The organism is Dactylosporangium sp. McL0621, assembly GCF_049995355.1.
In the GTDB taxonomy this organism is placed as follows: Bacteria; Actinomycetota; Actinomycetes; order Mycobacteriales; family Micromonosporaceae; genus Dactylosporangium.
In genome coordinates this window covers 9914171-9940196 of sequence record NZ_CP188259.1, presented here as the reverse complement: position 1 = coordinate 9940196, position 26026 = coordinate 9914171, and the positions used below count along the sequence as shown (strand labels likewise).

Here is a 26026-nt window from a genome sequence, read left to right as displayed (position 1 = left end):
GACGGCCATCGAGAAGGGCCGATCTCCCGTGTGCAGGAAACCGGCCCTGACCTGCGCTTTCGCCTGTCGGGACAGCGGGATTCGAACCCACGACCCCTTGACCCCCAGTCAAGTGCGCTACCAAGCTGCGCTATGTCCCGGTGCCGCCCTACGCGAGCAGCCGGTACAGCGTAGCGCACACCCCCCGCCCCCGCCCACGCAGTATCCCCCTCGCGCCGGGTGAACGCCGTTACGCTCGGCCGATGCGGCTTGAGCTGGTCACGATCGTGGTGGACGCGTACGACCCGGCCATCGAGTTCTTCGTCGGGGTGCTCGGGTTCGAGCTCGTCGAGGACTCGCCCTCGCTCACCAGTGTCGAGCGGCGGGCGAAGCGGTGGGTTGTCGTGCGGCCGCCCGGGGCGCAGACCGGCATTCTCCTCGCGCAGGCCGATGGGGAGCGTCAAGAGGCGGGGGTGGGGGAGCAGGCGGCCGGGCGGGTCGGGTTCTTTCTCCGGGTCGAGGACTTTGATGTGGCCTTCGCTCGGCTCGTTGAGCACGGAGTGGTGATCGAAGGGTCACCGCGCGTCGAGGAGTACGGGCGGATCGTGGTGTTCCGGGATATTGCCGGGAACCGGTGGGACCTGCTCGGACCCGCCTGAGAGGCCCACAAAAGCGGACAAAAGGCCGTCGAGAAACGGGGCGTGAAGGCTTAGCCTCCGACGCCGTGCTGGGTGTTGAGCTGTTTGAGTTGTGGCGGGTCGGGCGGCTTCGGCTGCCCGCGCTCGCCGGGGTGTACGCGCGGGCCGCCGATGAGCTGAGTGTTGTCCGTCATGACGATGCCGACTGGGCGTTGCTGCGGCGGCAGCTCGTCGGGGTGCTCGCCGATGCGGCCGGGCAGGTGAATGAGGCCGGCGTTGCCGTCTGTGTGGCCGTTGAGGAGTACGCGCGCGCCGATGACGGGGCTGCGGGCGAGTTTCGGCGGCTGCGGGGCGACAGTGGGGTGCTTCCCGGGTGACGTACGAGCTGATTATGCAGCACGCCGAGGATATGCGTGATCTTGCTGTTGCTGTTGCCGTCGGGGGGACCGGGAGCGATCCGTTCAAGCGTCGGGCGATTCAGAGGGAGTTTGCCGATCTTCCTGACGCGTTTCGGCCCATCGCCGACTTTCCCGAGGTGCCCCAGGCGAAGATCGACCAGGTCCAGAGTGTCCTTCGTGGACTGTCCACTGGGGATCGCGGCGAGCTCGCCGAGCCGAAGCTGAGCGAGCTGCAGTATGCGCTGCGGAACTGGACCGGGGATGCGGCCGAGCGGTTCCGGCACGGGTTCGTCGAGCCTTGGCCGGCGTTCGTGCGCAACCAGTACACCGTCGGGGTGGTGCTGCGGGCCGCGCTCGAGGCCGAGCAGGAGATCTGGGTCCGGGCGCGGCAGGACGCGGATCAGATTGCCGAGCAGGGGCTGGCGGCGGTCGGGGCGTGCGGGGACTGTACGCGTACCGAATGGACGGTCACCTTCACCGTTGTCGCGTCCGTGGCGGCGATCGCGGCGGTGCCCGTGGCCGGTGGGCTCGCGCTCGCCGCCGGGGGGATCGCCGGTCTGGCGCAGGTGGTTGCCGCTACCGGGCCGGCCGAGGCGCCGCAGACCACGTTCAGTGCCGATGACCCCGTGGAGGTCGCCGACCGGGTGCGGGAGGCGATCACGCAGTTGCGGGCGCACATCCACGACAAGCGGGACGAGGTGCGGCGGGCGCTGCGGGCGACCGGGCGGGTGCTGACGGATCGGCCGGAGTTGTTCGGGTGGTGATCACCGTGCGGGTGCGAGGGGTCAGAGCGACACTCCGGCCAGGAATGATAGAGCTCGATGGAGTCGGCGGCGCCGGGGATCTCGAGGCGCTCGCCCGGGCGCTCTGGGCGGCGCGCACCCGCGAAGTGCTGCGCCGCGCGGGGCTCACCAGGGAGCCGGCCCCGATCGGGCGACGCGCCGAGGAGTACGTGCGGCGGCGGGCCCAGATCGTCGCATGTGGACGCTCGCGGGACGGGAAGGTGTGCGTCCGGGCGACCGGGATGCGCGCGTGGAGCGTCACCGGCGACCTCACCCCGGCGCGGGTGCAGGAGGCCGCCGAGGCGCTCATCGCGGACCAGCAAGGGAAGGTGCGGGCGCTGAAGCGAGCGATCTGGCATCCAGTACCTTCGCCGCGCCCTCGGTGAAGACGGCGATCCGGCCCGGGCCGGCGTGCTTCGCGGCGTGCACGGCGGCGTCCGCGTCGTGCAGCAGCTGGTCGATCTCGGCGTGGTTGCGCCGGCACGCGATGCCCACGCCCGCGGTCGGGGTCAGCTCGACGCCGGCCACCCGCGCCGGGCGGTGGATCGCGGCCAGGGGCTGGTCGCCGGCGGCGTGGCCGTAGGTGTCGTTGACCTTCCGGAACCCGTCGAGGTCGATCAGCAGTACCGCGAGGGGGCTTCCGCGCCGCGCCCGGGCCATGCCGCGGGTGGCCGTCACCGCGACGAGCACCGCGAGCGTGTACGCGAGCACGTGCGGCCACGACCCGTAGAGCGCAGAACACCCCGAAGACGAGGAACAACCTGCACAGGCCGGTCACGTCCGCGGTATCGGCCGGCACGGCGCCAAACTGAGTAATGATCCACTTTTCCGGCATACTGGATCGCGCCTCGTACTGGGCGCTACCCTGTGCGCACCGCCCGCGATGGGTGGGCGATACCGCTCATCTCGGCACTCGGTTGGCCGAAGGTATGACGGCCGGAAGTCCGCCGGCCGGGGGCGAAGGCGGTGATGACAGGCGGTGAAGACCAGCCGGCTGCTCGCCGTGTACGCGCCGCTGTTCGCCGTTGCCGTGGGCTGGGGCCTGTTCCGGCTCGCCGGCTTCGAGGGCGGCCTCGTGCTGGGCTGGCTGCCGGGCGCGATCGGGCTCGCGATCGGCGGGATGTACCTGCTGGCCGCCGCCCGCACCCCCGGGCTCGAGCCGGCCGGGCGCCGGTTCTGGCGCCACCTCGCCGTCGCGGCGCTGCTCATCGCCCCGTCCACCGGCCCGTTCACCGAGGCGAGCCTGGGCGGGCGCAAGAGCGGCCCGCTGCTCTTCGCCGCCGTCGGGCTGCTCGGCGTCGCGCTGCTGCTCGTGCTCTGGGCCCTGCTGCGCCTGCCGACCCGGGTCCGCGGCCGCGGCGACTGGCTGCGGCTGGGGCTCGACGCCGCCACCGTGCTGGTGTGCTCGGCGACGTTCCTGTGGCAGTTCGTGCTGCGCCCCATCGCCGGCGCGCCGCTGCCGCGGGTGCTCGCCCTGCTCGTGCTGAGCGTGCTGTGCCTGCTCGCGGTGCTGGCCGTCGTCAAGCTCATCCTGGCCGGCGTGGCGGCCGTCGACGGGCGGGCGCTGCGGGCGCTCGCGCTCGTCGTGCTGATCGGTTCGGTGGGCTCCGCGCTGGTACCGCTGCTGGACAGCCCCCGTCTCGCCGGCGTGTCCGACCTCGTCACCATGTGCGAGGCCCTGATGGTCGCCGTCGCCGGCGTGCTGCAGGCGCGCCGGGCCGGGGCGGCCCCGGTGACCCCGTTGCGGCGGGGGCGGCCCTACTCCGTCCTGCCGTACCTCGCCGTCGCCGCCGTCAACCTCCTCCTCGTCGCCGTCACGGTCGCGGGCGGCGGCACCCTGCCGGTGCTCTTCGGCGCCGTCGTGGCCACCGCCGCCGTGGTCGCCCGGCAGCTGCTCGCCTTCGCCGACAACGACGGGCTGCTGCGTTCGCTGCGCGAGCACCAGCGGCTCCTGCGCGAGCAGGCGACGCACGACGCGCTCACCGGGCTGCCGAACCGGGCGCTGTTCAACGAGCACCTGGAGCACGCGGGCGCGGCCGTCCTGGTCGACCTCGACGACTTCAAGGCGGTAAACGACACGCTCGGCCACCCGGTCGGCGACGGGCTGCTCGTGGAGGTCGGCCGCCGCCTGCGCGCCGCGGTACGCCCGACCGATCTCGTGGCCCGCCTCGGCGGCGACGAGTTCGCGGTGCTGGTGGCCGACGGCCCCGCGGACGGCCTGGACGGCATCCCGGCGCGCATCCTCGCCGAGCTCGAGCGGCCCGTGCACACCCACGGGCACGTGCTCACGGTGACGGCCAGTGTCGGGGTCGCGGCCCGGGCCGAGGGCGAGGGCGCCCAGGACCTGCTCCGCCACGCCGACATCGCCATGTACGCGGCGAAGCGGCGGGGGAAGGGCACGCACGCGCGGTACACCCCGGATCTGAGCGGGCTGCTGATGACGCCCGAATCGCGCCTGGCCGATCTGCGGCGGGCGATCGCCGCGGCGCGCCCGCCGTTCACGCTCGAGGTGGGCCGGGCCGCGCTCGTCTCGCCCGGGTTCGCGGCGGAGCTGACCGGTCTGCTGGCCGAGGCCGGGCTGACGCCGGACGGGCTGACCCTCGCGCTGCCGGCGGCGCAGCTGGCCGACGACGGCGTGCTGCCGCGGGTGATGCGCGAGCTGCGGGCGGCCGGGGTCGGGCTCGCCCTGGACAACACCGGCACCGGAACGGTACGGCTCGATCTGCTGAGCGCGCTGCCGTTCAGCGCCGTGATCGTCGACCCGCCGACCGGTGTCGACGACGGCCGATCCCGGGCGTTCGCCGAGGCCGTGGCCCGGTTCGCGCGGGACACCGGGATCGATTACAGGGTTCGATCCGAGGGCTCACTCCTAGAGAGCGCTCTCTAGATTTTCAGTTCCGGAACCGTGGACCTCTTGACACCGGGGCTGCTACGGATAACTCTCGTCTTGGAGAGCGCTCTCCGAACCTCACCCCGGTTCCCGGGCCGCCCGTTCCCGGTCTGGTGAGCCTGACACCCCGACGGCCGGAGCACAAGTGCGACCACCGCACCCCCGCGGTGGACCGTCCGGCTGCCGCCATGCCCTGAAACAGGAGCAGCTATGCACACCGCCGCACCGCCAACGGCGAACCGCCGCCGCCGAAATCTGATCATCGCCGCCATCGCCACGCTCGTGGTGCTGGTGACGTACGTGATCACGACGACCCTGACGGCCTCGGCCGCCGACACCCTGATCTCGCAGGGCAAGCCGGCGCTGTCGTCCTCCGACGAGAACGCCGGCACCCCCGCGTCCGCCGCGTTCGACGGCAACACCACCGGCACCCGCTGGTCCAGCGCGTTCAGCGACCCGCAGTGGATTCGCGTCGACCTCGGCCAGACGGCCACGATTTCGCAGGTCAAGCTGTTCTGGGAGGCCGCCTACGCGACGGCCTACCAGATCCAGACGTCCAACGACGGCAACACGTGGACGAACGTCTACTCGACCACCACGAGCACCGGCGGCACGCAGACCCTGAGCGTCACCGGTAGCGGCCGCTACGTGCGGATGAACGGCACGGCCCGCGCCACCGGCTACGGCTACTCGCTGTACGAGTTCCAGGTGTTCGGCTCGTTCCCGACGAACCCGACCTCGGGCCCGTGCAACACCGCCACCAACGCGGCCCAGGGCAAGACGGCCACCGCCTCCAGCATCGAGAACGCCGGCACCCCGGCCTCCGCGGCCGTCGACGGCAACGGCGGCACCCGCTGGTCCAGCGCGGCGAGCGACCCGCAGTGGCTGAGCGTCGACCTCGGCTCCACCCAGTCGATCTGTCAGGTGACGATCAACTGGGAGGCCGCCTACGGCAAGGACTTCCAGATCCAGACGTCCGCCGACGGCAACACGTGGGCGACCATCAAGACGGTCACCGGCGGCACCGGCGGCAACCAGGTCCTCAGCGGCCTGAGCGGCTCCGGGCGCTACATCCGCCTGTACGGCACCGCGCGCGGCACCGGCTACGGCTACTCGGCGTGGGAGTTCATCGTGAACACCGGCGGCACCGGACCGACGACCTCGTCGCCCTCGCCGACCACCAGCCCGACGCCGACCCCGACCGGCCCGCAGCTGCCCGGCGGCGGCGACCTGGGTTCGAACGTCATCGTGTTCGACCCGAGCCAGTCCTCCGCCACCATCCAGGCGAAGCTGGACCAGGTCTTCACCCAGCAGGAGCAGAACCAGTTCGGCAACGAGCGCTACCAGTTCCTGTTCAAGCCGGGCTCCTACAGCGGCCTGAACGCCCAGATCGGCTTCTACACGTCGATCAACGGCCTCGGCCAGAACCCGCAGGACGTGCAGATCCACGGCGACATCACCGTCGACGCGGGCTGGATGCAGGGCAACGCGACCCAGAACTTCTGGCGCTCGGCCGAGAACCTGTCGATCTACCCGGTCTCCGGGGTCGACCGCTGGGCCGTCGCGCAGGCCGCGCCGTTCCGCCGCATCGACGTGCATGGCGGCATGACCCTCGCGTCGCCGAACTGCGGGTGGGCGTCCGGCGGGTACATCGCCGACTCGCGCATCAGCGGCAACATCAACCCCTGCTCGCAGCAGCAGTGGTTCACCCGCGACTCCACCATCGGCAGCTGGAACGGCTCCGTGTGGAACATGGTGTTCTCGGGCGTCCAGGGTGCTCCGGCGAACAGCTTCCCGAACCCGCCGTACACCACCCTGCCCACCTCGCCGGTGACGCAGGAGAAGCCGTACCTGTACGCCGACGCGTCGGGCTACAGGGTGTTCGTGCCGTCGCAGCGGACCAACAGCAGCGGTGCGACCTGGATCAACGGGCAGACCCCGGGCACGTCGCTGCCGCTGAGCCAGTTCTATGTGGCGAAGCCGGGCGTGACCGCGGCGACGCTGAACCAGGCGGTCGCGCAGGGTCTGAACCTGCTGTTCACCCCGGGCGTGTACCACCTGGGCTCGACCGTGAACATCAACCGCGCCGGCACCGTGGTGCTCGGCCTGGGCTACGCGACGATCGTGGCGGACAACGGCGCCCTGCCGATGGCCGTCGGTGACGTCGACGGGGTCAAGATCGCCAGCCTGCTGTTCGACGCGGGCCCGACGAACTCCCCGGCCCTGCTGCAGGTCGGCCCGAACGGTGCCGGCGGCAACCACGCGGGGGCGCCGAACCTGGTCTCGGACGTCTTCCTGCGGGTCGGCGGCGCCGGTGCGGCCAAGGTCACCAACGCGCTCGTGGTCAACAACAACAACACGATCATCGACCACATCTGGTCCTGGCGGGCCGACCACGGTGCCGGGGCGGGCTGGACGTCCAACCCGGCCGACACCGGGCTCATCGTCAACGGCCAGAACGTCACCGCGTACGGCCTGTTCGTGGAGCACTTCGAGAAGTACAACGTCATCTGGAACGGCAACGGCGGCAAGACGATCTTCTTCCAGAACGAGCTGCCCTACGACCCGCCGTCGGCCGCCGCCTGGTCCCACGACGGGATCACCGGCTACGCCGCCTACAAGGTCGCCAACACCGTCACCTCGCACGAGGCGTGGGGCATGGGCAGCTACTGCGTCTTCACCTCGGACGAGTCGATCGCGGCGTACCACAGCTACGAAACGCCGGTGAACGCCAACGTCAAGTTCCACAACATCCTGACCGTGTCGCTGGGCAAGGGCTCCATCACCCACGTCATCAACGACACCGGAGACGCGGCGCTGCCGAGCTCCGTCACCCCGCACAACGTCGTCAGTTTCCCCTGATCAGGTACCTGTAGTGGGCGGGCCGTCCGGCATCCAGCCGGGCGGCCCGCTCGTTTCACGGGACCAGGTGGATGCGCACCTTCCGCGCGGCGACCGCGGCCTCCTCCAGCACGGTCAGGCGCGGCTCGGCGACCTCGAGCAGATGCGGGTGGCGCAGCGCGGCGAGGGCGGCGAGGCGCCGGTCGGCGAGGATCGCGTCGACCATCCCGCGGTCGCCGCCGCAGACGAGCGCGGCGAGCGTGCCGGCCTCGGGCAGCAGCACCCGCTCGGCGATGTCCGCGGACTTGCCGGCGACCGCGTCGGACTGGTTGTCGCGGCGGCGGGCGTAGCGCTGCTGGGACCAGCCGCCGGCGGCGGTGCGCCCGTGCACGTGGAAGCGCTCCACCTTGGAGGCCGTGATGGCGGTACCGTCGACAACGCCCGCCGCCACGGCGCCCTTGCGGGCCAGGAGCAGCCCGATGCGGGGCGGCGCGGCAACCCCCCTGAGCAGCGCGTCGACGTCCTCGGCCGCGTCGAGGCCGGGCGGTGGGTGCAGGGTCGCCCGGTCGCCGTTGCTCGTCCCGGTCAGCACCAGGCCCGCCTCGTCGGCGCCCTGATGGCGCCCGTAGAAGCCGTCGAGCCAGCCGCGCAGGCGCTCCGGCGAGATCTCCACCCAACGACCGCCGCCCGCGGCCGGCTTGGCCGTCACCATGTCCCAGATCCTATTTCGTGCTGAACAGAACCCGTAACTCCAGGCCCTTCATCAGCCAGGACGCGCCGAAGCCGAGGATGGCCAGCGCCTCGCCGACCAGCAGCGCGTAGTCCTGGAGCCAGCCGCCGATCTCGGTGACCGCGATGAACACGACGGCCACGCCGATGACGGCCGCGCAGGTGAAGTGGAACCGGCGCCAGAACGCGGGCGAGCGCCGGCCCGGCAGCTCGGTGCGGTTGCCCTCGCGGATGCCGAAGTACAGGCTGATGATGCCGAGGCACACGATGAACACGGCGGCGCAGGTGTAGTGCACGACCGCGACCGGCATCTCGCCCATCCGCTCCTGCAGCGGGGTGAGGGCGATCGTCGAGTGCCGCGGCCGGTCGGTGCTGAACAGCGCGACCCCGAGCGCGGCGACCCCGGCGATGTTGCTGAGCAGGTTGTCGAGGTTGTGCTCGAACGCCTTGTACGTCACCAGGAACAGCCCGGTGACGCACAGGGCGCCGACGAACACGTCGCGCAGGCCCGTGTAGAAGTACTCGCTCAGCGACGCCCGGGGCCGGCCGCCCTCGAGCGCGAGGTCGCCGAGCACGAGCGCGACGGGCAGCGCGACGCCGATGAAGCCGATGACGGCCCGCATCAGCAGGAAGGAGCGCACGTACAGCACGCCGGCGTCCGGCGCCGCCAGCCGCTCGGGGCTCGGGCGCCGCGGGCCCTCGGTCTGCGGGTCGAGATAGCCCACGGCGACATCATGACATCGCCCGGGCGTAGTAGACGACCCCGGCGACGTGCTCGACGACCTCGCGCAGCGTCCACGTGTCCGGGTCCGGCCGCGCGTCAAGCACCGCCGGGTCGAGTCCCCGCAGGCCGGCGCGGTACATGAGGGCGAGGCGGGTCAGCCGGCTCGTCGCCTCCTCCAGGTCGGTCTCGGTGAACCGCGCGTAGTCGGCGTGCGTGGTGACGGTGCGCCCGTGCCAGTGGTCGGGGAGCGGGTCCAGCCCGTTGAGCCGGCACATGATCTCGGCCAGGTGGTCGACGAGGTGGTCGGTGACGCGGCGCAGCGACTTGTGCGGCGTCCAGGCGTTGCCGTCGAAGACGACGGGCCGGCCGTCCCAGCCCAGCCACCCCTGGGCCAGGCCCAGCACTTCCTCGACGGCGGCGTCGATCACGTTCTCGAGTTCCATGCGCGCGACGCTAACGGCGGGATCGTTCGGGCCCGGCCGAATGGTGCGGGAGCGGAGCGGGATCGTTCGGGCCCGGCCGAATGGTGCGGGAGCGGAGCGGCGGGCGCTCTTCGAGACGATCGCGGGGGATGCCGACGCGGCCCGGGGCGTCGAGGCCGGGGCGGTCGCGATCATGCGGGAATGTTCATGAACGGCGCGGATGTGCCGATCTCGGCAGCGTGGAGAGGGTGGCGACCTGGCGTCCGACCAGGCTGCTGGCCGCGGCCGTGTCCCTGGCCCTGCTCGCCGAGGCCTGGTTCGCCGTCGGGCTGCTGCACCGCACCCCGGAGCTCGTCAGCTGGGTCGCGGTGCCGCTCGCCGTCGGGTTCTCCGTCCCCGCCTGCCTGGGGGCCGCGGCCGCGCCCGGAATCGCCCCGGGCGGGGCCCGCTTCTGGCGGCACGTCGCCGTCGCCATGGCGTTCATCGGGCTCGGCGGCATCAGCAACGGCGTCGACATGCTCCGCCGGATCGTGCGGCCCCAGCACGTCGGGCCGCTGACCGCGGGCATCTACGTCGCCGGGCTCGCGGTGCTGCTGTGGGCGCTGCTGCGCATCCCCGGCGCCCGCCGCAGCCGCGGCGAGTGGCTGCGCTTCGGGCTGGACTCCGCGACGGTACTGGTGGCCGTCCTGGCGTTCGCCTGGCACTTCCTGCTCAGCGACTGGCAGCGGTGGTCCGGCGGCAACGCAACGGGCGCCCGGGCCGTGCTGGCGCTGCTCGCCTGCGCCGCCGTGTGCGTGTTCGCGTTGGTGAAGATCGCGTTCACCGGCACCGGGCCGCTCGACCGGCGGGCGCTGTACCTGCTGGCCTCGGCCGGCGGCGTCGGCGCGCTCGGCGGGGCCATCGCGCCGCTGCTGCAGTCGCGGCCGTACCTCAACGGCACCCCGGTCATCCTGCCCGTCACCTGCCTGGTGCTGTGCGTGGCCGCGGACCGGCAGCGCCGCGCGGCCCGGGTGACGCCCCCGACCCCGGCGCGGCGGGAGCGGCCCGGCTTCGTGTCGTACGCGGCCGTCTCCGCCACCTGCGTGCTCCTGCTCGCCGACGCCTGGATGCGCGGCGGCGACATCCTCGGCGTCGCCGTCGCCACCGTCGTGCTCGTGCTGCTGGTCGCGGCCCGCCAGGCGACGGCGCTGCGTGACAACGCCGGGCTCGTGCAGTCGCTGGCCTGGCAGGCCACCCACGACTCGCTCACCGGCCTGGCCAACCGGCGCCGGCTCACCCAGCACGTCGCCGACGCGCTGGGCCGCCACGAACGGGTCGCCGTCGCGCTCATCGACATCGACGACTTCAAGGCCATCAACGACGACCTCGGCCACGGGTGCCCAGCAGCTCGTCGCGGCGACAGCCGGGCGGGTACGCCCGCAGCAGGCGTGCGTACCGCCGCTCCAGCGAAGGTGAGGCCACTACGCCTCCGTGGGGCGGGTCGCGGCGCGCGGGTAGCGGCGGGGGAGCGCGGCCAGCGCCAGGGCGAGCAGCCCGCAGCCGGCGCCGGCCAGGAAGAACAGCGAGAACGTGGGCTGGCCGAACCACTCCCACAGCGGGTGCCACGACGGGTGTGGCATCTCCAGGTGGTGCTGGAGCATGAGCGGGAACGCGAACAGGGTCGGCACCCACCACAGGACCAGGCCGACCCCGAAGAACGTCTTCACCGAGCCGCGCGCCGGGTGCTCCTCGCCGTCGGTGCGCCGGCTCGCCCAGCCGAAGAGCAGGAACGCCGCCAGCCCGGCGAGCAGGCCGCCGGCGAGGCCGCAGGGCCAGACGGCGGCCGGGGTGGTGCGCCGGAAGTCGGCGGCGACGAAGGTGGTGTCCACTGTGGAGGCCGGGTACGCCTCCAGGTCGAGCACGAGCGTGCCGCGGCGGGCCACCAGGACCAGGCCCTGGTCCGGGCCCGAGGCGTCGTACACGGTCCAGCCGTCCGCCTCCAGATTGCCGCGCGCCGCCGCGATCGCGCGGTCCGGGTCCAACCCGGGGCCGCCGTCGGCGCCGACGCTCGCGGTCGCCTGCGCGTATTCGGCGCCGTCGCCGAACAGCAGCTCCCGCGCGTTGTGCCAGCCGAGCGGGGCGCCGTAGATGATGAACTTCGCGGCCGGGGACGGGGCCGGGTCCTGCCATTTCGCATCCGGTACCGCCTCCACCGCCATCGCCCGGGTCTGCGCGGCGGTGGGCAGGGGCTCGGCGGTCTCCCAGCCGGCGCGGACGGCGAACGCGGCGCCGAACAGCCCGGCGATCACGCTCGCGGCGAGCGCCCAGAACACGGCGGTCCGGCTGCGCGGGCGGCCCAGCCGGGCGCGCAGGCCGTGCCGGAGCAGGTTGGCCGCCTCGCGCGCGAGCGGCCGGGAGCGCCCGGGCGGGGCGGCGTCGAGGAGCGTGCCGAGCAGCTCCTCGCGCGGATAGTCGCGGGGATAGACGCGCAGGAGCCGGGTGTACCGCCGCCGCTGCGCCGTCATCACGCCGTCCTCGGCCGATGGGCCTGCCGCAGCCGGTGCTCGGCCGCGGTCGCGAGCTCGCGCAGCCGGGCCGTCTCGGCGGTCAGCGCGGTCAGGCCGGCGGAGGTGAGGCGGTAGTAGCGGCGGGCCCGGCCGTCCACGACCTCCTCGCGGTCCGGCTCGACGAGCCCCTCGGCCGTCAGCCGGTCGAGCGCGGTGTAGAGGGTGCCGGTGAGCAGGCCCACGCGGCCGCCGGAGAGCTCGGCGACCTCCTGGAGGATGCCGTACCCGTGCCGGGGCGTGCCCGCGAGCGCGGTCAGGATGAGGAAGGTCGGCTCCCGCATCGCCTTGGCGGCTTTCACGGCCGGAAGCATAAGTAAATGATCAAGCCATCGTCAACGGGGCGGCCGCTGCGGATACGGCCGCCCGTCGAACCGCTTACTCCAGGCGCATGATCTTCGTGCCGTCCACCTTGGACTTGATCTCCTTGAGCCCGGTGGGCGTGGGCCCGTCGATCTTCGATCCGTCGGCGATGTTGAACTTCGAGGCGTGCGCCGGGCAGACGGCCACGCCGTTCTGCGGCGCGGTCACCAGGACTCCCTTGTGCGGGCAGGCGGCGTCGAACAACTTGAAAGTTCCACTCACCGGCTGCACGATCAGCAGCCCGTTCTGCACGATGCCGCCCCCCACCGGCACCTGGCCGGTGTCGGCCACCGACCCGCCGGCGGCGGCCGACGGCCCGGCGGACGGTCCCGCGGCGGGGCCCGAGGACTGGGCCGGCGCGGGCGCCGGCGTCTGGGCGGTGGCGTCCTTACCGCCGCAGGCGGCCAGCAGGGTGGCGGCGCTCAGGCCGCCGAGGCCGGCCAGCAGGGCCCGTCGGTGCGCGCAGGGTTGCACACGGTCTTCGGTCATTGCCACGATGTCCCTTCGGTGTGCGGGCAGGGCACAGCCGCCACCGCTCTGTGGCGCGCTTTAGTTGAGGGCTTGGCAAGGATACATAGACATATGGAAGATTATCCAGCTCTTCCCGGCCCGCCCCGCGTCACGACCGTGGTCGGCAGCACCACCCGCCGGGGCGGCCCGTCCACCCCGGCGATGCGGTCGAAGAGCAGCTCGGCCGCCCGCGCCCCCAGGTCGGCCGCGTCGTAGGTGACGAGCGTGACCGGGGTCGGCAGCAGGTCGGCGAGCTCGAGGTCGTCGAAGGCGGCCACGCCCGTGCCGCCGCCGTGGGTCCGCGCCGCGTGCAGCACGCCCACCGCCATCCGGTTGTTGTCGGCGAAGACCGCGTCGGCCGGGTCCGGGCCGCGCAGCAGCGCCAGTGCGGTCGCGTGCGCCGCCTCGACCGTGTGCACACCGACGTGCACGAGCGCCGGGTCGGCGGCCAGCCCGGCGGACTTGAGCGCCTGCCGGTAGCCGGCCAGCCGCCGCGCGCCCGTGCCGATCGCGGGGTCGCCGCCGATGTAGGCGATGCGGCGGTACCCCAGCTCCAGCAGCCGCCGCACGGCCTCCCGCGCGCCGCCGTGGTTGTCCAGCACGACCGAGTCGGCCGCGACCCGCCCGGGCACGCGGTCGATGAACACGATCGGCGCCCACCCGGCCAGCTCGTCGTGCAGCGCCCGCTGGGAGTGCCCGGTCGGCACCACGAGGAGCCCGTCGACCCGCCGCCGCAGCACCAGGTCGCGCAGCAGCTCCCGCTCGGTGTCGAAGCTCTGCCGGGTGCTGCCCACGACGAGCATGTGCGAGTGCCGGCGGGCCACGTCCTCGGCGCCGCGGGTGATGCCCGACCAGAACGGGTTCGCCACGTCCTCGATGACCAGTGCCACCGTGTGGGTGTTCTGCCCGGGGCGCAGCGTGCGGGCCGACTCGTTGCGGCGGAACCCGAGCTCGGCGATGGCGCGCTCGACCGCCTCGCGGGTCTCCGCCCGGATGTACCGCTCGTGGTTGACCACCCGCGAGACCGTCGCGACGCTCACGCCGGCCTCGCGGGCCACGTCGTGCATCGTGGGGCGGCGCAAGGACATCGAGGGCTCCTCTATTGACCACGGCAGAGTATATGAGTACGTTTTCTGAAAACGTTCACATAGACGTTGATCTCTCTAACCAGGCCCGCCACCTGGGGAGGTGCCCCATGCGCAAAGACATCGCCGTAGTTGCCCTGGCCGCCCTGCTGCTCGGATCGGCCGCCGCGTGCGGCGAGGACAGCGGCGACGACGCCAAGACGATCACCGTCGCCTACCAGAAGTTCGGCGCCTTCATCCAGCTCGACGACCAGCTCCAGCGGGTCAAGGGCGAGTACGAGTCGGCCCATCCGGGCCACACCGTGAAGCTGCTGCCGATCGAGGCGTCGGAGAACGACTACTACACCAAGCTCTCGCTGATGAACCGGTCCCCGAAGACCGCGCCCGACGTGCTGTACGAGGACACGTTCCTCGTCAACACCGACATCGCGGCCGGGTTCCTGGCCCCGGTCGACGAGTACCTCGCCGCCTGGCCCGACTGGAGCCAGTACAGCGACGCCGCCAAGAACGCGGCCAAGGCCCTCGACGGCAAGACGTACGGCGTGCCGATGGGCACCGACACGCGGGCGCTCTACTACAACAAGGACCTGTTCCGGCAGGCCGGCCTGGCCGTGCCCTGGGAGCCGAAGACCTGGGACGACATCCTGGCCGCGGCGCGGACCGTCAAGCAGAGGCTGCCCGGCGTCACCCCGCTGAACGTGTACTCCGGCAAGGGCGCCGGCGAGGGCGCCACCATGCAGGGCTTCGAGATGCTGCTGTACGGAACGAAGCACACCCTCTACGACGAGGGGTCCAAGAAGTGGGTCGTCGGCAGCCCGGGCTTCAACGACTCGCTCGGCTTCATCAAGACGATCTTCTCCGAGAAGCTCGCGCCGGAGGCCCAGGACGCCCTCGACCCGAACTGGGGCACCCGGGTCTCCACCGAGCTGCTGCCGTCGAGCAGGCTCGCCATCGACCTCGACGGCTCCTGGCTGTCCAGCACGTGGCTGCCGACCGGGAGCAAGCCGTGGCCGCAGTGGAGCACGGTGCTCGGCGAGGCCGCGATGCCGACCCAGCACGGCGACGCGCCCGGCAGGACGAGCATGTCGGGCGGCTGGGTGCTGTCGGTGGGCGCGCACGCCAAGGACAAGAAGGCCTCATTCGACTTCGTCACGACCATGCTCAACAAGGACAACACGCTCGCCTACGACATCGCCGCCCAGCAGATCGCCGAGCGGGCGGACGTGGCGGGGGACCCGATGTACCTGCAGTCGAACCCGGCCCTGCAGTTCTTCACCGACCTGGTGAAGGTGACGCACTTCCGGCCCGCGTACCCGGACTACCCGCACGTCTCCGACGCCGTCCAGGTCGCGATGGAGTCGGTGATGACCGGGCAGGCGCCCCCCGAACAGGCCGCGAAGACGTTCGGCGACCAGGTGAAGGCGGCCGTCGGCGGGGACGACAAGGTGACGACGGCATCATGAGCCGTGCACTGGCGGCGCGGGCCGTGGCCCTCGCGCCCGCGCTGCTGCTGCTCGGCGTGTTCTTCGCGGGGCCGTTGCTCTGGAGCGTGTACAGCGCCTTCACCGACATCGCGCTCACCGGCACGTCGCAGGTCAACTTCGTCGGCGCCGACAACTTCGTCACCATGTGGCACGACAAGCAGTTCTGGAACTCCCTGGAGCTGACGCTCGTCTTCGTCGTCGGCTCCGCGGTGATCGGGCAGAACACCCTCGGGCTACTCATCGCGCTGCTGCTCAAGGGGGCCGGCAAGGTCACCCGGGCCGGGGTCTCCGGAGTCGTGGTGGCCGCGTGGACGGTGCCGGAGACGGTGGCCGCGTTCTGCTGGTACTCGTTCCTGCACCGCGAGGGCACCCTCAACGCCCTCACCGGGCCGCTCGGGCTGCACCAGAACTGGCTCTACACCGCCCCGATGCTCGCCGTCACCCTCGCCAACGTGTGGCGCGGCACGGCCTTCTCGATGCTGGTGTACCAGGCCGCGCTGAACGACGTCCCGCCCGAGCTGCACGAGGCCGCCGCCGTCGACGGGGCCTCGGTGTGGCAGCGGCTGCGCTACGTGACCCTGCCGCTGATCCGCCGCGCGATCGTGAGCAACCTGATGCTCATCACGCTGCAGACCCTGGCGTCCTTCGGGCTCATCTACGTGATGACCAAGGGCGGCCCCGGCGACCGCAGCCAGACGACGCCGATCTACATGTACCAGGAGTCGTTCCAGTTCTACAAGCTCGGCTACGGCACCGCGATGGCCCTGGTACTGCTGCTCATCGGCGCCGTCTTCTCGCTCATCTACGTGCGGGTCATCCGGCTGGAGGAGGCGTGAGGGCCGCGGCGCGGGCCGTGCTCGCGCTCGTCGCCGTGCTGTTCCTGCTGCCGTTCGTGTGGCTGGTGGTCGCCTCGGTCCAGCCCGGCGCCGCGCTGTCAGCCCACATCGACTGGCACTTCACCGCGCGCAACTTCGGCGACGTGCTCAACGCCGACACGGTGCTCCGGCCGATGCTCAACTCCCTGATCATCTCCGGCGGCACCGCGGCGCTCACCGTGGCCGCGGCGGTCCTGGCCGCGTACCCGCTCTCGCGCCACCGCAGCCGCACGGGCCGGGCGCTGATTTACACCATCCTGTTCTCCACCTGCCTGCCCATCACCGCCGTGATGGTCCCGGTGTACACGCTGTACAGCCGCTTCTCGCTCACCGACTCGGTCCCGGCGCTCATCCTCTTCATGGCCGCGTCGTCGCTGCCGTTCGGCATCTGGATGATGAAGAACTTCATGGACGGCGTGCCGGTCGAGCTCGAGGAGGCGGCCTGGACCGACGGCGCCGGCTGGGCCCAGTCGCTGCTGCGGATCGTGCTGCCGCTCATGGTCCCCGGCCTGACCGTCGTCTTCGTCTTCACGTTCGTGCTGCAATGGGGCAACTTCTTCGTCCCGTTCATCCTGCTGCAGGCGCCCGAGAGCCAGCCGGCGTCGGTCACCATCTACACGTTCTTCTCCACCTACGGGCAGGTCGCCTACGGCCAGCTGGCGGCGTTCGCGATCCTCTACACGGCGCCGGTCGTCCTGATGTACTCGGTGTTGTCGAGGGTCTTCGGCGGGGCGTTCAGCCTCACCGGCGCGGTGAAGGGTTAGGAACGGCATGCGCATCGAGTCCACCGAGCTGTTCATCGGCGACCGGCAGGTCGTGCGGGTGTTCGACGTCGAAGGGCCCGCCACCGTGCGCGGCGACGGGGTGTCCGGCGAGGGCACCGGCCCCGGCGAGATTCCGGTAAGCGTCGACGCGCCCCCAGGCACCGTCGTCCCCATCACCGTCGAGGCGGGCGGCGAGACCGGGCACGGCGAGCTCGTCGTGGCCGAGCCCGGCTGGACGGTGTGGATGGTCTCGCACTTCCACTACGACCCGGTGTGGTGGAACACCCAGGCCGCCTACACCGAGACCTGGGGCGCGCCCGGGCAGACCGGCACCGAGTTCCGCGGCGACTTCCAGCGCACCGGCTTCGAGCTCGTCCGGCTGCACCTGGAGACCGCGCGGCTGCACCCGGAGTACAAGTTCGTCCTCGCCGAGCTGGACTACCTCAAGCCCTACTGGGACACGTTCCCGCAGGACCGCGCGTACATCCGGCGGCTGCTCGCCGAGGGCCGGCTCGAGCTCGTCGGCGGCACCTACAACGAGCCGAACACCAACCTGACCCTCGCCGAGACCACGATCCGCAACTTCCGGTACGGCATCGGCTTCCAGCGCGACGTCGTCGGCGGCGACCCGCGCACCGCCTGGCAGCTCGACGCGTTCGGCCACGACCCGAACTTCCCGGGCCTGGCCGCCGCCGCGGGCCTGGACTCCTCCTCGTGGGCGCGCGGGCCGTTCCACCAGTGGGGCCCGATGCAGACCACGTTCACGCCGGGCGACCGCGGCTGGGGCGACCCGTCGAGCATGCAGTTCGACGCCGAGTTCGAGTGGCTGTCGCCGAACGGGCGGGGCGTGCTCACCCACTACATGCCCGCGCACTACTCGGCGGGCTGGCACATCGACGCCCAGCCGACCCTCGCGGCCGCCGAGGAGAACATCTACCGGCTGTTCCTGCTGCTGAAGAAGGTCGCCCGCACCCGCAACATCCTGCTGCCGGTCGGCACCGACTACAGCCCGCCCGCGAAGTGGGTCGTCGACATCCACCGCGACTGGAACGCCCGCTACACCTGGCCGCGGTTCGTGTGCGGGCTGCCGCGCGAGTTCTTCGCCGCGGTGCGGGCGCAGGCGACCGGGTTCTCGCCGCAGACCCGGGACATGAACCCGATCTACACCGGCAAGGACGTGTCGTTCATCGACACCAAGCAGGCCCAGCGGCACACCGAGGCCCTGCTGACCGACGCCGAGATGTTCGCGACCCTCGCCGCCCTCGACGGCGCGCCGTTCCCGCACGAGCGGACCGACATGGCCTGGCGGCAGCTCGTCTTCGGCGCGCACCACGACGGGATCACCGGTTCGGAGTCCGATCAGGTGTACCTCGACCTGCTCACCGGCTGGCGCCAGGCCCACGACCTCGCGGCCGGCGTGCTGGGCGAAGCCCTGGACGCGCTCGTCGCCCGGCTGCCGGCGGGCGCGCCGGACGGTACACCCCGGGTGGTCGTCTTCAACCCGTCGTCGTGGACCCGCACCGACGTCGTGCGCGTCGGCGGGCTCGAGCTGCTCGCCGAGGACGTCCCCGGCGTGGGGTACAAGACGTTCGCGCTGCCCGCCGCGGACGCGTGGTCGGTCCGGGACGGCACGACGATCGAGAACGAGTCCTTCCGCGTCACCGTCGACCCCGGCCGCGGCGGCACCGTCTCGTCCATCGTGGACCTCCGCGCCGGGCGCGAGCTGCTGGCCGCCGGCCGGCCCGGCAACGAGCTGCTCGTCTACGAGGAGTACCCGGCCCACCCGCAGGTCCATGAGGGCCCCTGGCACCTGCTGCCCAAGGGCCCGCCCGCGGCCGGCTCGGCCGATCGTCCGGCGCTCTCGGTGCTGGTCGAGGCGGGACCGCTGGGCGAGCGCGTCACGGTCACCGGGGTCGTCGGCCCGGCGCGGTACACCCAGATCCTGACCCTCTGGCGCGGCGTGCCCCGCCTCGACGTGCGCACCCGGCTCGACGACTTCGCCGGCGCCGACCAGCTCGTCCGGGTCCGCTGGCCCGCCGCGGTCGCCGGTGCCCTTCCGGTCAGCGAGGTCGGCAACGCGGTCGTCGGCCGCGGCTTCGGCCTCATCGACACCGACGCCGGCCCGGCCCCCTGGACCCTCGACAACCCGGCGCAGCACTGGTTCGCGCTGTCGTCGACGGCGAGGGTTCGCGTCGGTACCCACACCCGCGCGATCGGCGTCGCCGAGATCATCGGCGGCGGCCCGGCCGTGCGGGACCTCGCCCTGGCGCTCATCCGGCGCGGGGTCACGGCCACCTGCTCGACCGCCGGCGGCCCCCGCTACGGCTCCCTCGCCGTCGACTCGAACCTGCCCGACGTCCGCATCCGCATCGACGACGCCGCCGCGGCCCCCCGCACCTGGGTCCCGGCCGAGCGCCCCCTGGCCCAGGTGTGGACGCCCAACGCCGACCTCACCGGCCCGCGCGACCTGCCGGTGCTCGTCCTCGCCGCGGCCGAGGTCGCCGCCGTCTGCGCCGAGCTGGCGGCCACCGGCGAGATCACGGCCCCCGCGGCCGCCGCCGACCCCGACCCTTCGCTCGACGAGTACACCGTCGGCATCGTCAACCGCGGCCTGCCCGGCTTCGCCGTGGACCCCGGCGGCGCCCTGCACCTGTCGCTGGTCCGCTCCTGCACCGGCTGGCCGTCGGGCGTGTGGATCGACCCGCCGCGCCGGACCGCGCCCGACGGGTCGAACTTCCAGCAGCAGCACTGGACGCACGTCTTCGAGTACAGCATCGTGGCCGGCGCGGGGGACTGGCGGGCCGCGGGCCTGGTCGCCGCCGGGCACGCGGTGAACCATCCGCTGCACGCGCGCGTCGCGCCGCCCGGCCCGCCCGCGTCGGAGCGCCTCGTCACGGTGGAGCCGTCCACAGTGGTCCTGACCGCGTTGAAGCCGGCGGGCGACCCGCTGGCGTCGGGCCGCGAGCCGTCGCCGGTGTCGTCGGTCCTGGCGCGGTACTACGAGTCGGCGGGCGCCCCGGCCGACGTCCACATCGGACTCCCGGTGCCGGTGTCCGCCCGCCGGGCGGTGGACCTGCTCGAGCAGCCGGTGGACGACGGGTCCACACTGGATGGTGCCGGGATCGGGCAGGTGCTGCTGGACGTCGGCCGGACGCTGCCGGCGGCTCCCTCGGCGGTGGCCCCGGCCTTCGCGCGGTACTGGCTGCACAACACCGGGCCCGCGCCGCTGGGGAACATGCCCCTGTCGGTGCACCTCGAGCCGTCGGTGACCGACCGGACCTCGTTCACCGTCACGATCTCCTCCGACCTGGTCGCCTCGGGAGCGTCGGGCGAGGTGCTCCTCGCGGCGCCGGAGGGCTGGACGGTGACGCCGTCGTCGCTGCCGTACGACCTCCCGGCGGGCGGCCACGCGCGGTTCCCGGTCTCGGTCGCCCCACCCGCTGGTGTCTCGCCGGGCGTGTACCGGCTGCGGGCGTCGCTGCCCTCCGGCGTCTACGACGTGGCCCGGCTGCTGGTCGGGGCCGACGCCCCGGAGCCGATCAGCGGCGTGCTGTCGCCGCCCGCGCTGCACCTGCGCCGCGGCGACTCCGCCGTGATCCGGCTCGAGACGTCGGCGCCGGACGCCGAGGTGCACCTCATCGGCCCCTGGCACACGTGGGAGCTCGTCGCCGCCCCGGCGGTCCTGGGCGGCGGGTCCACGGTGGAGTTCCCCGTCACCGTGCCCGCGGAGCACCCGCCGGGCACCTGGTGGCTGCTGGCCCGGATCGCCGACGCGGGGGAGCTGTACTACACCGAGCCCATCACCGTGACGGTCGCGCCGTGATCGCGGCCTGGGTCGGGGACGAGCCGATCACGGTGGCCCAGGTCGAGGAGCGCCTCGCCGGCCTGTACTCGGGCTCCGCGGGCGCGCGGTTGCCGCACCCGGCCACCGCCGAGGGGCGCAACCTGCGCCGCTGGCTGGTCCAGCTCATGGCCGCGAATGCGGTCGTTTCGCAGGATTTCGCCGAACCGCCGCTGGTGGAGCCGCCTCCGGTCGAGCCGCCGGCGCTCGCCCGGGCCCTGCGCCTCGGCGGTGTCGCGGCCGCGGTGGTGGCCGCGCGCCCGGACGTGTACGCGTCGGTCACCGCGGGCGTGACGGTCGCCGACGCGGAGGTCCACGACTACTGGTCCCGCAACCGCGACCGCCATTCTTCGCCGTTCGCCGAGAGCCGCCCCGCGGTCGCCGCCCTGCTGCTGCACGAGGCCCGCGACCGGCACTTCACGCGCTGGCTCGACGAGCGCTGCGCGGCCCGGGTCCGGCTCATGCCGGGCTTCGAACACCCGGGGAACCCGGCCCAGCCCGACTACACCCACCACCACTGACTGCGGGAAACCCGCAGCCCGGGTGCGGGACGGTACCGAGGCCGGCGCCCGCGGTACACCCGAGACTTGGGCGGTGCGGTCACGTCTCCTGGCACTCGTCGCCGTGTCGTTGCTCGCGTCCGGGTGTGCGGCCCATGGCGGCGAAACCGCCCAGGGGCGGCCCGGTCCCTCGGCGACCACCTCGGGGTCGGGCGTGACCGGTGGGTCCGGGCTCAGCGCGGCGCAACTGGCCCGGATCCCGCACTTCCCGCCGGCGCCCCCGCCGAAGCCGGTCACCGTGCCGGCCGGGGCGTCCGCGGGCTGGTACAGCGCGATCCCGACCGACCAGCCGATCGCGTTCATCACCATGGACGACGGCTGGACCAAGGACCCGCGGGCGCTGCCCCTGCTGCAGGCCGCGCACGTGCCCGTCACGCTGTTCCTGGAGATCAACGCGATAAAGGCCGACCCCGGCTACTTCACCCGCCTCCAGCAGGCCGGCGCGGTCATCGAGGCGCACACGATCTCCCACCCCGAGCTCAAGGGCAAGTCGTACGACGTGCAGAAGCACGAGATCTGCGGCTCCGCGGACGAGCTCGGCCGCCTCTACGGGCGCCGCCCGCTGCTGTTCCGCCCGCCGTTCGGCGACAAGGACGCGACCACCCTGCGCGTCGTGCACGACTGCGGGATGAAGGCCGCGTTCTTCTGGAAGGAGACGACGGACAAGGGCATCGTGCGCTACCAGGCGGGCTCGAAGGTCAAGGCGGGCGACATCCTGCTCATGCACTTCCGGCCCGCGTTCGTCGACGACTTCCTCGCCGTGCTCCAGGCCATCTCGGCCGCCGGGCTCACGCCCGCCCTGCTCGAGGACTACGTGAACTGAGCGGGTAGGTCGAGGCATACGACGGTACCGCCGGACGGTCCCGCCCCCACGAACAGCTCGGCGCCGAGCAGCTCCGCGCGCTCGCGCATGCCGATCAGCCCGTGGCCGGCCGGGAAGCCGCCCGGGGGCGGGCCCGGGCCGTCGTCGCGCACGAGCACCCGCAGCCCCGGCCCGTGCGGCCCGGCCTCGACGTGGATGCGCCGCGGCCCGGCGTGGCGCACGGCGTTGGTCAGCGCCTCCTGGACGATTCGGTACACCGCGGTCTCCGCCGTCGCCGGCAGCCGCGGCAGCCCGTCGACCGCGACGTCGACCTCGAGGCCATGGCGGTCCCTGATGTGCCGGGCCAGGTCGTCGAGCGCCGCGGCCAGGCCGAGCGCGTCGAGGGCCAGGGGCCGCATCTGGGCGATGAGGCGGCGCAGCGACTGGATCTGCCGGCCGACGATCTCCCGGGCGTCGGCCAGGCCGCCGTTCGCGTCTTTCGCCACGTCGGCCGGTTCGCCCTTCGCGTCGGCCGGTTCGCCCTTCGCGTCGGCCGGTTCGCCCTTCGCGTCGGCCGGTTCGCCCTTCGCGTTGGCCGCCGCGCCTTTCGCGTCGGCCTGCCCGCCGTTCGTGTCGGCCGGCTTTTCGTTTGCACCCGCCGCCGCGGCGGCCGCCAGCAGGACCTGCACCGCGGCCAGCTCCTGCAGGGTGTCGTCGTGCAGCTCGCGGGCCCATCGGCGGCGCTCGGCCTCGGCCCCGTCGAGGCGGGACGCGGCCTCGCGCAGCCGGGCCCGGTGCCGCTCCAGGGCGGCCTCGCGCAGCGCCAGCCCCGCGGTCGCGAACAGCAGCGCGACCGGGAGGAGCAGCAGCAGTACCTCCGGCGCGGGCCGGTTGCTGCCCTGCCAGAGCGCGGCGACGGCGATGAGCGCGGCGATACCCGCGGCGGCGAGCAGCCGGGCCCGTACGGCGAAGCGGCGGGGGTCGGCGGCTGGGGCGACGGCGAGGGCGAGCAGGAACGCCGCGCCCGCGCCGGCCCCGGACCACAGCTCGGCGCTCGGGGCCAGGTCGCCGAGCTCGAGCAGGATCGCGGTGCCGAGCAGCGCCACGCCGACGGCCGCGAGCGCCTTGCGCAGCCCGCCGGTCACCGTCGTGCCGACCAGCGTTTTGCGCAGGCCGCGAGCAAGCGTTGTACGCCCGCCGCTGGTCACGGGAGCAGGCCCATTCGGCGCGCCGCGACGACCAGCTCCGCGCGGCTGGTCGTGCCGAGCCGGGCGCGCAGGTTGGCGCGGTGCGTCTCGACCGTACGCAGGCTTATCGCGAGCCGCGCGGCTGTCTCGGCGTTGGTGTGCCCGGCGGCCAGCAGCGCGAGCACGTCCCGCTCGCGCGGGCTGAGCGCGTCGGCCGGGGCCGGGCGGCTGCGGGCCAGGCGCGCGCCGAGCTCGGCGTCGACGTACACCGAACCGGCCATCACCGTCTCGACCGCCCGCAGCAACTCGTCGGCGGCGGCCTCCTTGAGCACATATCCGTGCACGCCCCCGGCGAACGCCTCCCGCGCGAACGACACGTCGTCGTGCATCGTCAGCACCACGATCCGCGGCGGCGGGTCGGCGGCCAGCAGCTCGGGCAGCACCGGCAGCGCGCTGTCCGGGCCGAAGCTGAGGTCGAGCACGATGAGGTCGGGCCGCAGGCGGTGGGCGACCGCGCGCAGCTCGGCGAGCCCGGCCGCCTCGCCCTCGACCCGGCAGCGAGCGTCGGCGGCGAGCAGCGCCCGCAGCCCGGCCCGCACGACGAGATGGTCATCGGCGAGCAGGATCCGCCACGTGGTCACGCCCTCGTTTCTACTCCCTCAGGCCCAGCCGCGGACGTACGGCTCCCGGGAGGCGTCGAGCGCGGCCACCGTCACTTATCCCAGTCGTCGATGAGCGGCTCCCCGACGATGAACCGCTCGACGCCGGCGGGCTCGGCGACCCCCGTCGTGACGAGCGTGGCGCCGGACGCGTCAAGCGCGGCGATGGACAGCGTCGCCGGCACCGGGGCGTCGACCACGCCGACGCCGTCGGTCAGCGTGACGAGGGCATCGCGGCCGCCGGTCACCTGCAACCGGGTCGCGCCGGGCGGGGCGACCACGAGGAGCCGGTCGGAGAGCTGCCCGCGGTCCTCGTGCGGCAGCCGTACCACCACCAGCCGATCGGACGCCGCCACCGCGGTCGTGACCCGGGCGGTGTTGCGCAGCTTCGCCGGCAGGGGCTCGCCGTGCACCTCCGAGACGTTGAGCAGGTCGCCGGTGCCGGTCGCCGCGCACACCTCGGCCGCGTCCCCGTAGAGCGTGCCGAGCACGACGACGGTCGGCCGCCGCTCGCCGGGCGGCGTACCGCCCCACAGCACCCGCCACGCACCCACCTCGAGGCCCGGCACGGTCGGGCACGAGGACAGCAGATCCCGGGCCGTACGGTCGTTCGCGGCCCCGCGCTCGGCCGGCGGCGCGGAGGTGGCCCGGGCGCGGGCGCCCAGGTTCCGGAAGGACTGCTGGCGCACCACCCCGTCGCAGATCACCTGCCACAGGTGGTTGGCGCCCGAGATCGGCTTCCATTGGGCCTCGAACGCCCACGAGTGCTCGAGGGTGCCGTCGGGCCGCACGGTGGTCGTGACGGCGGTCTTCGCCTCGCAGCCGGCCGGCACGAGCACCGTCGAGTTGTCGTCGTCGGGCGGCCCGAACTCCGTGAACGGGCTCAGGTCGCCGATCGTCCGCCCGTACCGGCCCGAGGCCAGGTCGGCCAGGGGTGCGTCGACGGGGGCCCACGCGCTGACGAACTCGGCCTGCTCGGCGTTGTAGAAGACCGCGCCGAAGAAGCGCCTCGCGCGGGGATCGGGCCGGTCGAGGGTATCGGCGACGAGCAGCACCTTGACGCGGTCCAGGGCCGGGTCGACGCGCCAGGTACCGCGGGCACCGTCCAGCGCCGTGCGCAGGCCCTCGGCCACGCCCGGCTCCACCCTCGAGCGGGTCGGCTCGGCGATGATCCCCCGGGTCCAGTCGTTGAGGCCGACCGACGGCTTGAAGTACGAGGGCGCCGGCGCCGGCGCCGGGGCCGGGCTGGTTGCCGTAAGCCCTTGGGTGCCGAGCAGCGCCGCGACCACCACGGCCCCGATCCCGGACGCGCCCCAGCGCCAGGTCCGGCGCCGGCTCCGGCGCAGCAGCCGGCCGTACGGGTCGGGGGCCGCGCGGACCCCGGCGACCGAGCGCGCCATCTCCTCGCGCAGCCGCTCCTGCAGGGTGCTCATCGCCCGCTCCTCAGGTCGCTCGACTCCAGCAGCTCGCGCAGCCGCGCCAGCCCGCGCGACGCCTGGCTCTTCACCGACCCGACCGAGCAGCCGAGCAGCTCGGCGGTCTCGGCCTCGGAGAGGTCCTCCCAGTACCGCAGCACGAGCACGGCCCGCATGCGCTGCGGCAGGCGGGCGAGCTCGGCCACGAGCGCCGACCGCTCCGCGAACGCGCCGCTGGAATCCGGCCGGGGATCGTCGGGCGGCTCGGCACTCAGCAGCTCCCGCCGCAGCCCCCGCCACCAGCTCGTGCGCTGATTGACCATGGCCCGCCGCAGGTACGGCAGCGGCTCGGCGATGCGCTCGAACCGCGGCATGATCTTCAGCAGGCACGTCTGCACGAGGTCCTCGGCCAGCGGCAGCGAACCCGTGAGCAGGTACGCGGTGTGCAGCAGCTCCGTGTACCGCAGCCGCACGAACTGCTCGAAGCCTTCATCCGGCACGCTGCCGCCTTCCGTCGGACGCCGTCACAGCATGC

At 73.1% G+C, this 26026-nt stretch carries 25 protein-coding genes and 1 tRNA gene; 13 read left to right on the top strand and 13 right to left on the bottom strand.

The window, feature by feature from the left end; genetic code table 11:
• Positions 1-66: 66 nt before the first annotated feature.
• A tRNA-Pro gene (locus ACPPVO_RS47080) sits at positions 67-140 on the bottom strand.
• A 102-nt stretch (positions 141-242) separates the two neighbouring features.
• Here ACPPVO_RS47080 and ACPPVO_RS47075 point away from each other — a divergent pair.
• From ACPPVO_RS47075 to ACPPVO_RS47060, 4 genes are all read left to right on the top strand, one after another.
• A complete protein-coding gene (locus tag ACPPVO_RS47075; RefSeq protein ID WP_426505381.1) occupies positions 243-638 on the top strand; it encodes a VOC family protein in 396 nt (131 codons plus the stop codon).
• 65 nt (positions 639-703) lie between these two features.
• Entirely contained in the window at positions 704-994 is a 291-nt protein-coding gene (locus tag ACPPVO_RS47070; protein ID WP_426505379.1) for a hypothetical protein, read from the top strand.
• Positions 991-1779: a hypothetical protein gene (locus ACPPVO_RS47065; protein ID WP_426505377.1), complete on the top strand. Its 789-nt coding sequence runs from the start codon at positions 991-993 to the stop codon at positions 1777-1779. Before ACPPVO_RS47070 ends, ACPPVO_RS47065 begins: the two co-directional genes overlap by 4 nt.
• Positions 1780-1823: 44 nt before the next feature.
• On the top strand, positions 1824-2183 hold the full coding sequence (locus tag ACPPVO_RS47060; RefSeq protein ID WP_426505375.1) for a hypothetical protein: 360 nt from the start codon (positions 1824-1826) through the stop codon (positions 2181-2183).
• On the opposite strand, the gene ACPPVO_RS47055 is transcribed toward ACPPVO_RS47060, so the two are convergent.
• A complete protein-coding gene (locus ACPPVO_RS47055) occupies positions 2104-2508 on the bottom strand; it encodes a diguanylate cyclase (RefSeq protein WP_426505373.1) in 405 nt (134 codons plus the stop codon). The two genes, ACPPVO_RS47060 and ACPPVO_RS47055, sit on opposite strands and share 80 nt — an antisense overlap.
• A 268-nt stretch (positions 2509-2776) precedes the next feature.
• Between ACPPVO_RS47055 and ACPPVO_RS47050 the strand changes: the two genes are divergently transcribed.
• Together ACPPVO_RS47050 and ACPPVO_RS47045 are read left to right on the top strand one after the other, a co-directional pair.
• Positions 2777-4684, top strand: a complete 1908-nt coding sequence (locus ACPPVO_RS47050) for a diguanylate cyclase domain-containing protein (RefSeq protein ID WP_426505371.1) — start codon at positions 2777-2779, stop codon at positions 4682-4684.
• 213 nt (positions 4685-4897) lie between these two features.
• On the top strand, positions 4898-7549 hold the full coding sequence (locus tag ACPPVO_RS47045) for a discoidin domain-containing protein (RefSeq protein WP_426505369.1): 2652 nt from the start codon (positions 4898-4900) through the stop codon (positions 7547-7549).
• 55 nt (positions 7550-7604) lie between these two features.
• Here ACPPVO_RS47045 and ACPPVO_RS47040 read toward each other — a convergent pair whose 3' ends face one another.
• From ACPPVO_RS47040 to ACPPVO_RS47025, 4 genes are all read right to left on the bottom strand, one after another.
• The gene (locus tag ACPPVO_RS47040) at positions 7605-8240 is read right to left on the bottom strand and encodes an acVLRF1 family peptidyl-tRNA hydrolase (protein ID WP_426505367.1); all 636 of its coding nucleotides are present in this window, start codon (positions 8238-8240) and stop codon (positions 7605-7607) included.
• Positions 8241-8250: 10 nt separating this feature from the next.
• Positions 8251-8982 carry a hypothetical protein gene (locus ACPPVO_RS47035; protein ID WP_426505365.1) on the bottom strand — a complete coding sequence of 244 codons (732 nt, stop codon included), beginning with the start codon at positions 8980-8982 and terminating at the stop codon, positions 8251-8253.
• Positions 8983-8989: 7 nt separating this feature from the next.
• Positions 8990-9424, bottom strand: coding sequence for a hypothetical protein (locus tag ACPPVO_RS47030; RefSeq protein WP_426505363.1), 435 nt, complete (start codon positions 9422-9424; stop codon positions 8990-8992).
• 170 nt (positions 9425-9594) lie between these two features.
• A complete protein-coding gene (locus tag ACPPVO_RS47025; RefSeq protein ID WP_426514947.1) occupies positions 9595-10776 on the bottom strand; it encodes a hypothetical protein in 1182 nt (393 codons plus the stop codon).
• Between ACPPVO_RS47025 and ACPPVO_RS47020 the strand changes: the two genes are divergently transcribed.
• The gene (locus ACPPVO_RS47020) at positions 10657-12024 is read left to right on the top strand and encodes a diguanylate cyclase domain-containing protein (protein WP_426514820.1); all 1368 of its coding nucleotides are present in this window, start codon (positions 10657-10659) and stop codon (positions 12022-12024) included. The genes ACPPVO_RS47025 and ACPPVO_RS47020 overlap by 120 nt on opposite strands.
• Here the strand turns inward: ACPPVO_RS47020 and ACPPVO_RS47015 are convergent.
• From ACPPVO_RS47015 to ACPPVO_RS47005, 3 genes are all read right to left on the bottom strand, one after another.
• Positions 11907-12230, bottom strand: coding sequence for a PadR family transcriptional regulator (locus ACPPVO_RS47015; RefSeq protein WP_426514819.1), 324 nt, complete (start codon positions 12228-12230; stop codon positions 11907-11909). The two genes, ACPPVO_RS47020 and ACPPVO_RS47015, sit on opposite strands and share 118 nt — an antisense overlap.
• A 94-nt stretch (positions 12231-12324) precedes the next feature.
• A complete protein-coding gene (locus ACPPVO_RS47010) occupies positions 12325-12798 on the bottom strand; it encodes a Rieske (2Fe-2S) protein (RefSeq protein ID WP_426505361.1) in 474 nt (157 codons plus the stop codon).
• Positions 12799-12899: 101 nt separating this feature from the next.
• Positions 12900-13907 carry a LacI family DNA-binding transcriptional regulator gene (locus ACPPVO_RS47005; RefSeq protein WP_426505359.1) on the bottom strand — a complete coding sequence of 336 codons (1008 nt, stop codon included), beginning with the start codon at positions 13905-13907 and terminating at the stop codon, positions 12900-12902.
• A gap of 107 nt (positions 13908-14014) precedes the next feature.
• Here ACPPVO_RS47005 and ACPPVO_RS47000 point away from each other — a divergent pair, with 107 nt between their 5' ends.
• The 6 genes from ACPPVO_RS47000 (at position 14015) to ACPPVO_RS46975 (ending at position 22251) form a co-directional block, all read left to right on the top strand.
• A complete protein-coding gene (locus ACPPVO_RS47000; RefSeq protein ID WP_426505358.1) occupies positions 14015-15367 on the top strand; it encodes an extracellular solute-binding protein in 1353 nt (450 codons plus the stop codon).
• The gene (locus tag ACPPVO_RS46995) at positions 15364-16224 is read left to right on the top strand and encodes a carbohydrate ABC transporter permease (protein WP_426505356.1); all 861 of its coding nucleotides are present in this window, start codon (positions 15364-15366) and stop codon (positions 16222-16224) included. Before ACPPVO_RS47000 ends, ACPPVO_RS46995 begins: the two co-directional genes overlap by 4 nt.
• The gene (locus ACPPVO_RS46990; protein WP_426505354.1) at positions 16221-17027 is read left to right on the top strand and encodes a carbohydrate ABC transporter permease; all 807 of its coding nucleotides are present in this window, start codon (positions 16221-16223) and stop codon (positions 17025-17027) included. The genes ACPPVO_RS46995 and ACPPVO_RS46990 overlap by 4 nt, the downstream gene beginning before the upstream one ends.
• Before the next feature lie 7 nt (positions 17028-17034).
• Entirely contained in the window at positions 17035-20850 is a 3816-nt protein-coding gene (locus tag ACPPVO_RS46985) for a glycoside hydrolase family 38 C-terminal domain-containing protein (RefSeq protein WP_426505353.1), read from the top strand.
• On the top strand, positions 20847-21389 hold the full coding sequence (locus ACPPVO_RS46980; RefSeq protein ID WP_426505351.1) for a DUF7158 domain-containing protein: 543 nt from the start codon (positions 20847-20849) through the stop codon (positions 21387-21389). The genes ACPPVO_RS46985 and ACPPVO_RS46980 overlap by 4 nt, the downstream gene beginning before the upstream one ends.
• Before the next feature lie 73 nt (positions 21390-21462).
• Positions 21463-22251 carry a polysaccharide deacetylase family protein gene (locus ACPPVO_RS46975; protein WP_426505349.1) on the top strand — a complete coding sequence of 263 codons (789 nt, stop codon included), beginning with the start codon at positions 21463-21465 and terminating at the stop codon, positions 22249-22251.
• Here the strand turns inward: ACPPVO_RS46975 and ACPPVO_RS46970 are convergent.
• The 4 genes from ACPPVO_RS46970 to ACPPVO_RS46955 all read right to left on the bottom strand — a co-directional run bounded on the left by ACPPVO_RS46970 (position 22239) and on the right by ACPPVO_RS46955 (position 25991).
• Positions 22239-23438: a sensor histidine kinase gene (locus tag ACPPVO_RS46970; RefSeq protein ID WP_426505347.1), complete on the bottom strand. Its 1200-nt coding sequence runs from the start codon at positions 23436-23438 to the stop codon at positions 22239-22241. The two genes, ACPPVO_RS46975 and ACPPVO_RS46970, sit on opposite strands and share 13 nt — an antisense overlap.
• Complete coding sequence (locus ACPPVO_RS46965) at positions 23435-24058, bottom strand: LuxR C-terminal-related transcriptional regulator (protein WP_426505345.1); 624 nt, start codon at positions 24056-24058, stop codon at positions 23435-23437. The genes ACPPVO_RS46970 and ACPPVO_RS46965 overlap by 4 nt, the downstream gene beginning before the upstream one ends.
• Before the next feature lie 71 nt (positions 24059-24129).
• Positions 24130-25509 carry a hypothetical protein gene (locus tag ACPPVO_RS46960; RefSeq protein WP_426505343.1) on the bottom strand — a complete coding sequence of 460 codons (1380 nt, stop codon included), beginning with the start codon at positions 25507-25509 and terminating at the stop codon, positions 24130-24132.
• Positions 25506-25991: a SigE family RNA polymerase sigma factor gene (locus ACPPVO_RS46955; RefSeq protein WP_426505342.1), complete on the bottom strand. Its 486-nt coding sequence runs from the start codon at positions 25989-25991 to the stop codon at positions 25506-25508. Before ACPPVO_RS46955 ends, ACPPVO_RS46960 begins: the two co-directional genes overlap by 4 nt.
• Positions 25992-26026 lie beyond the last annotated feature (35 nt).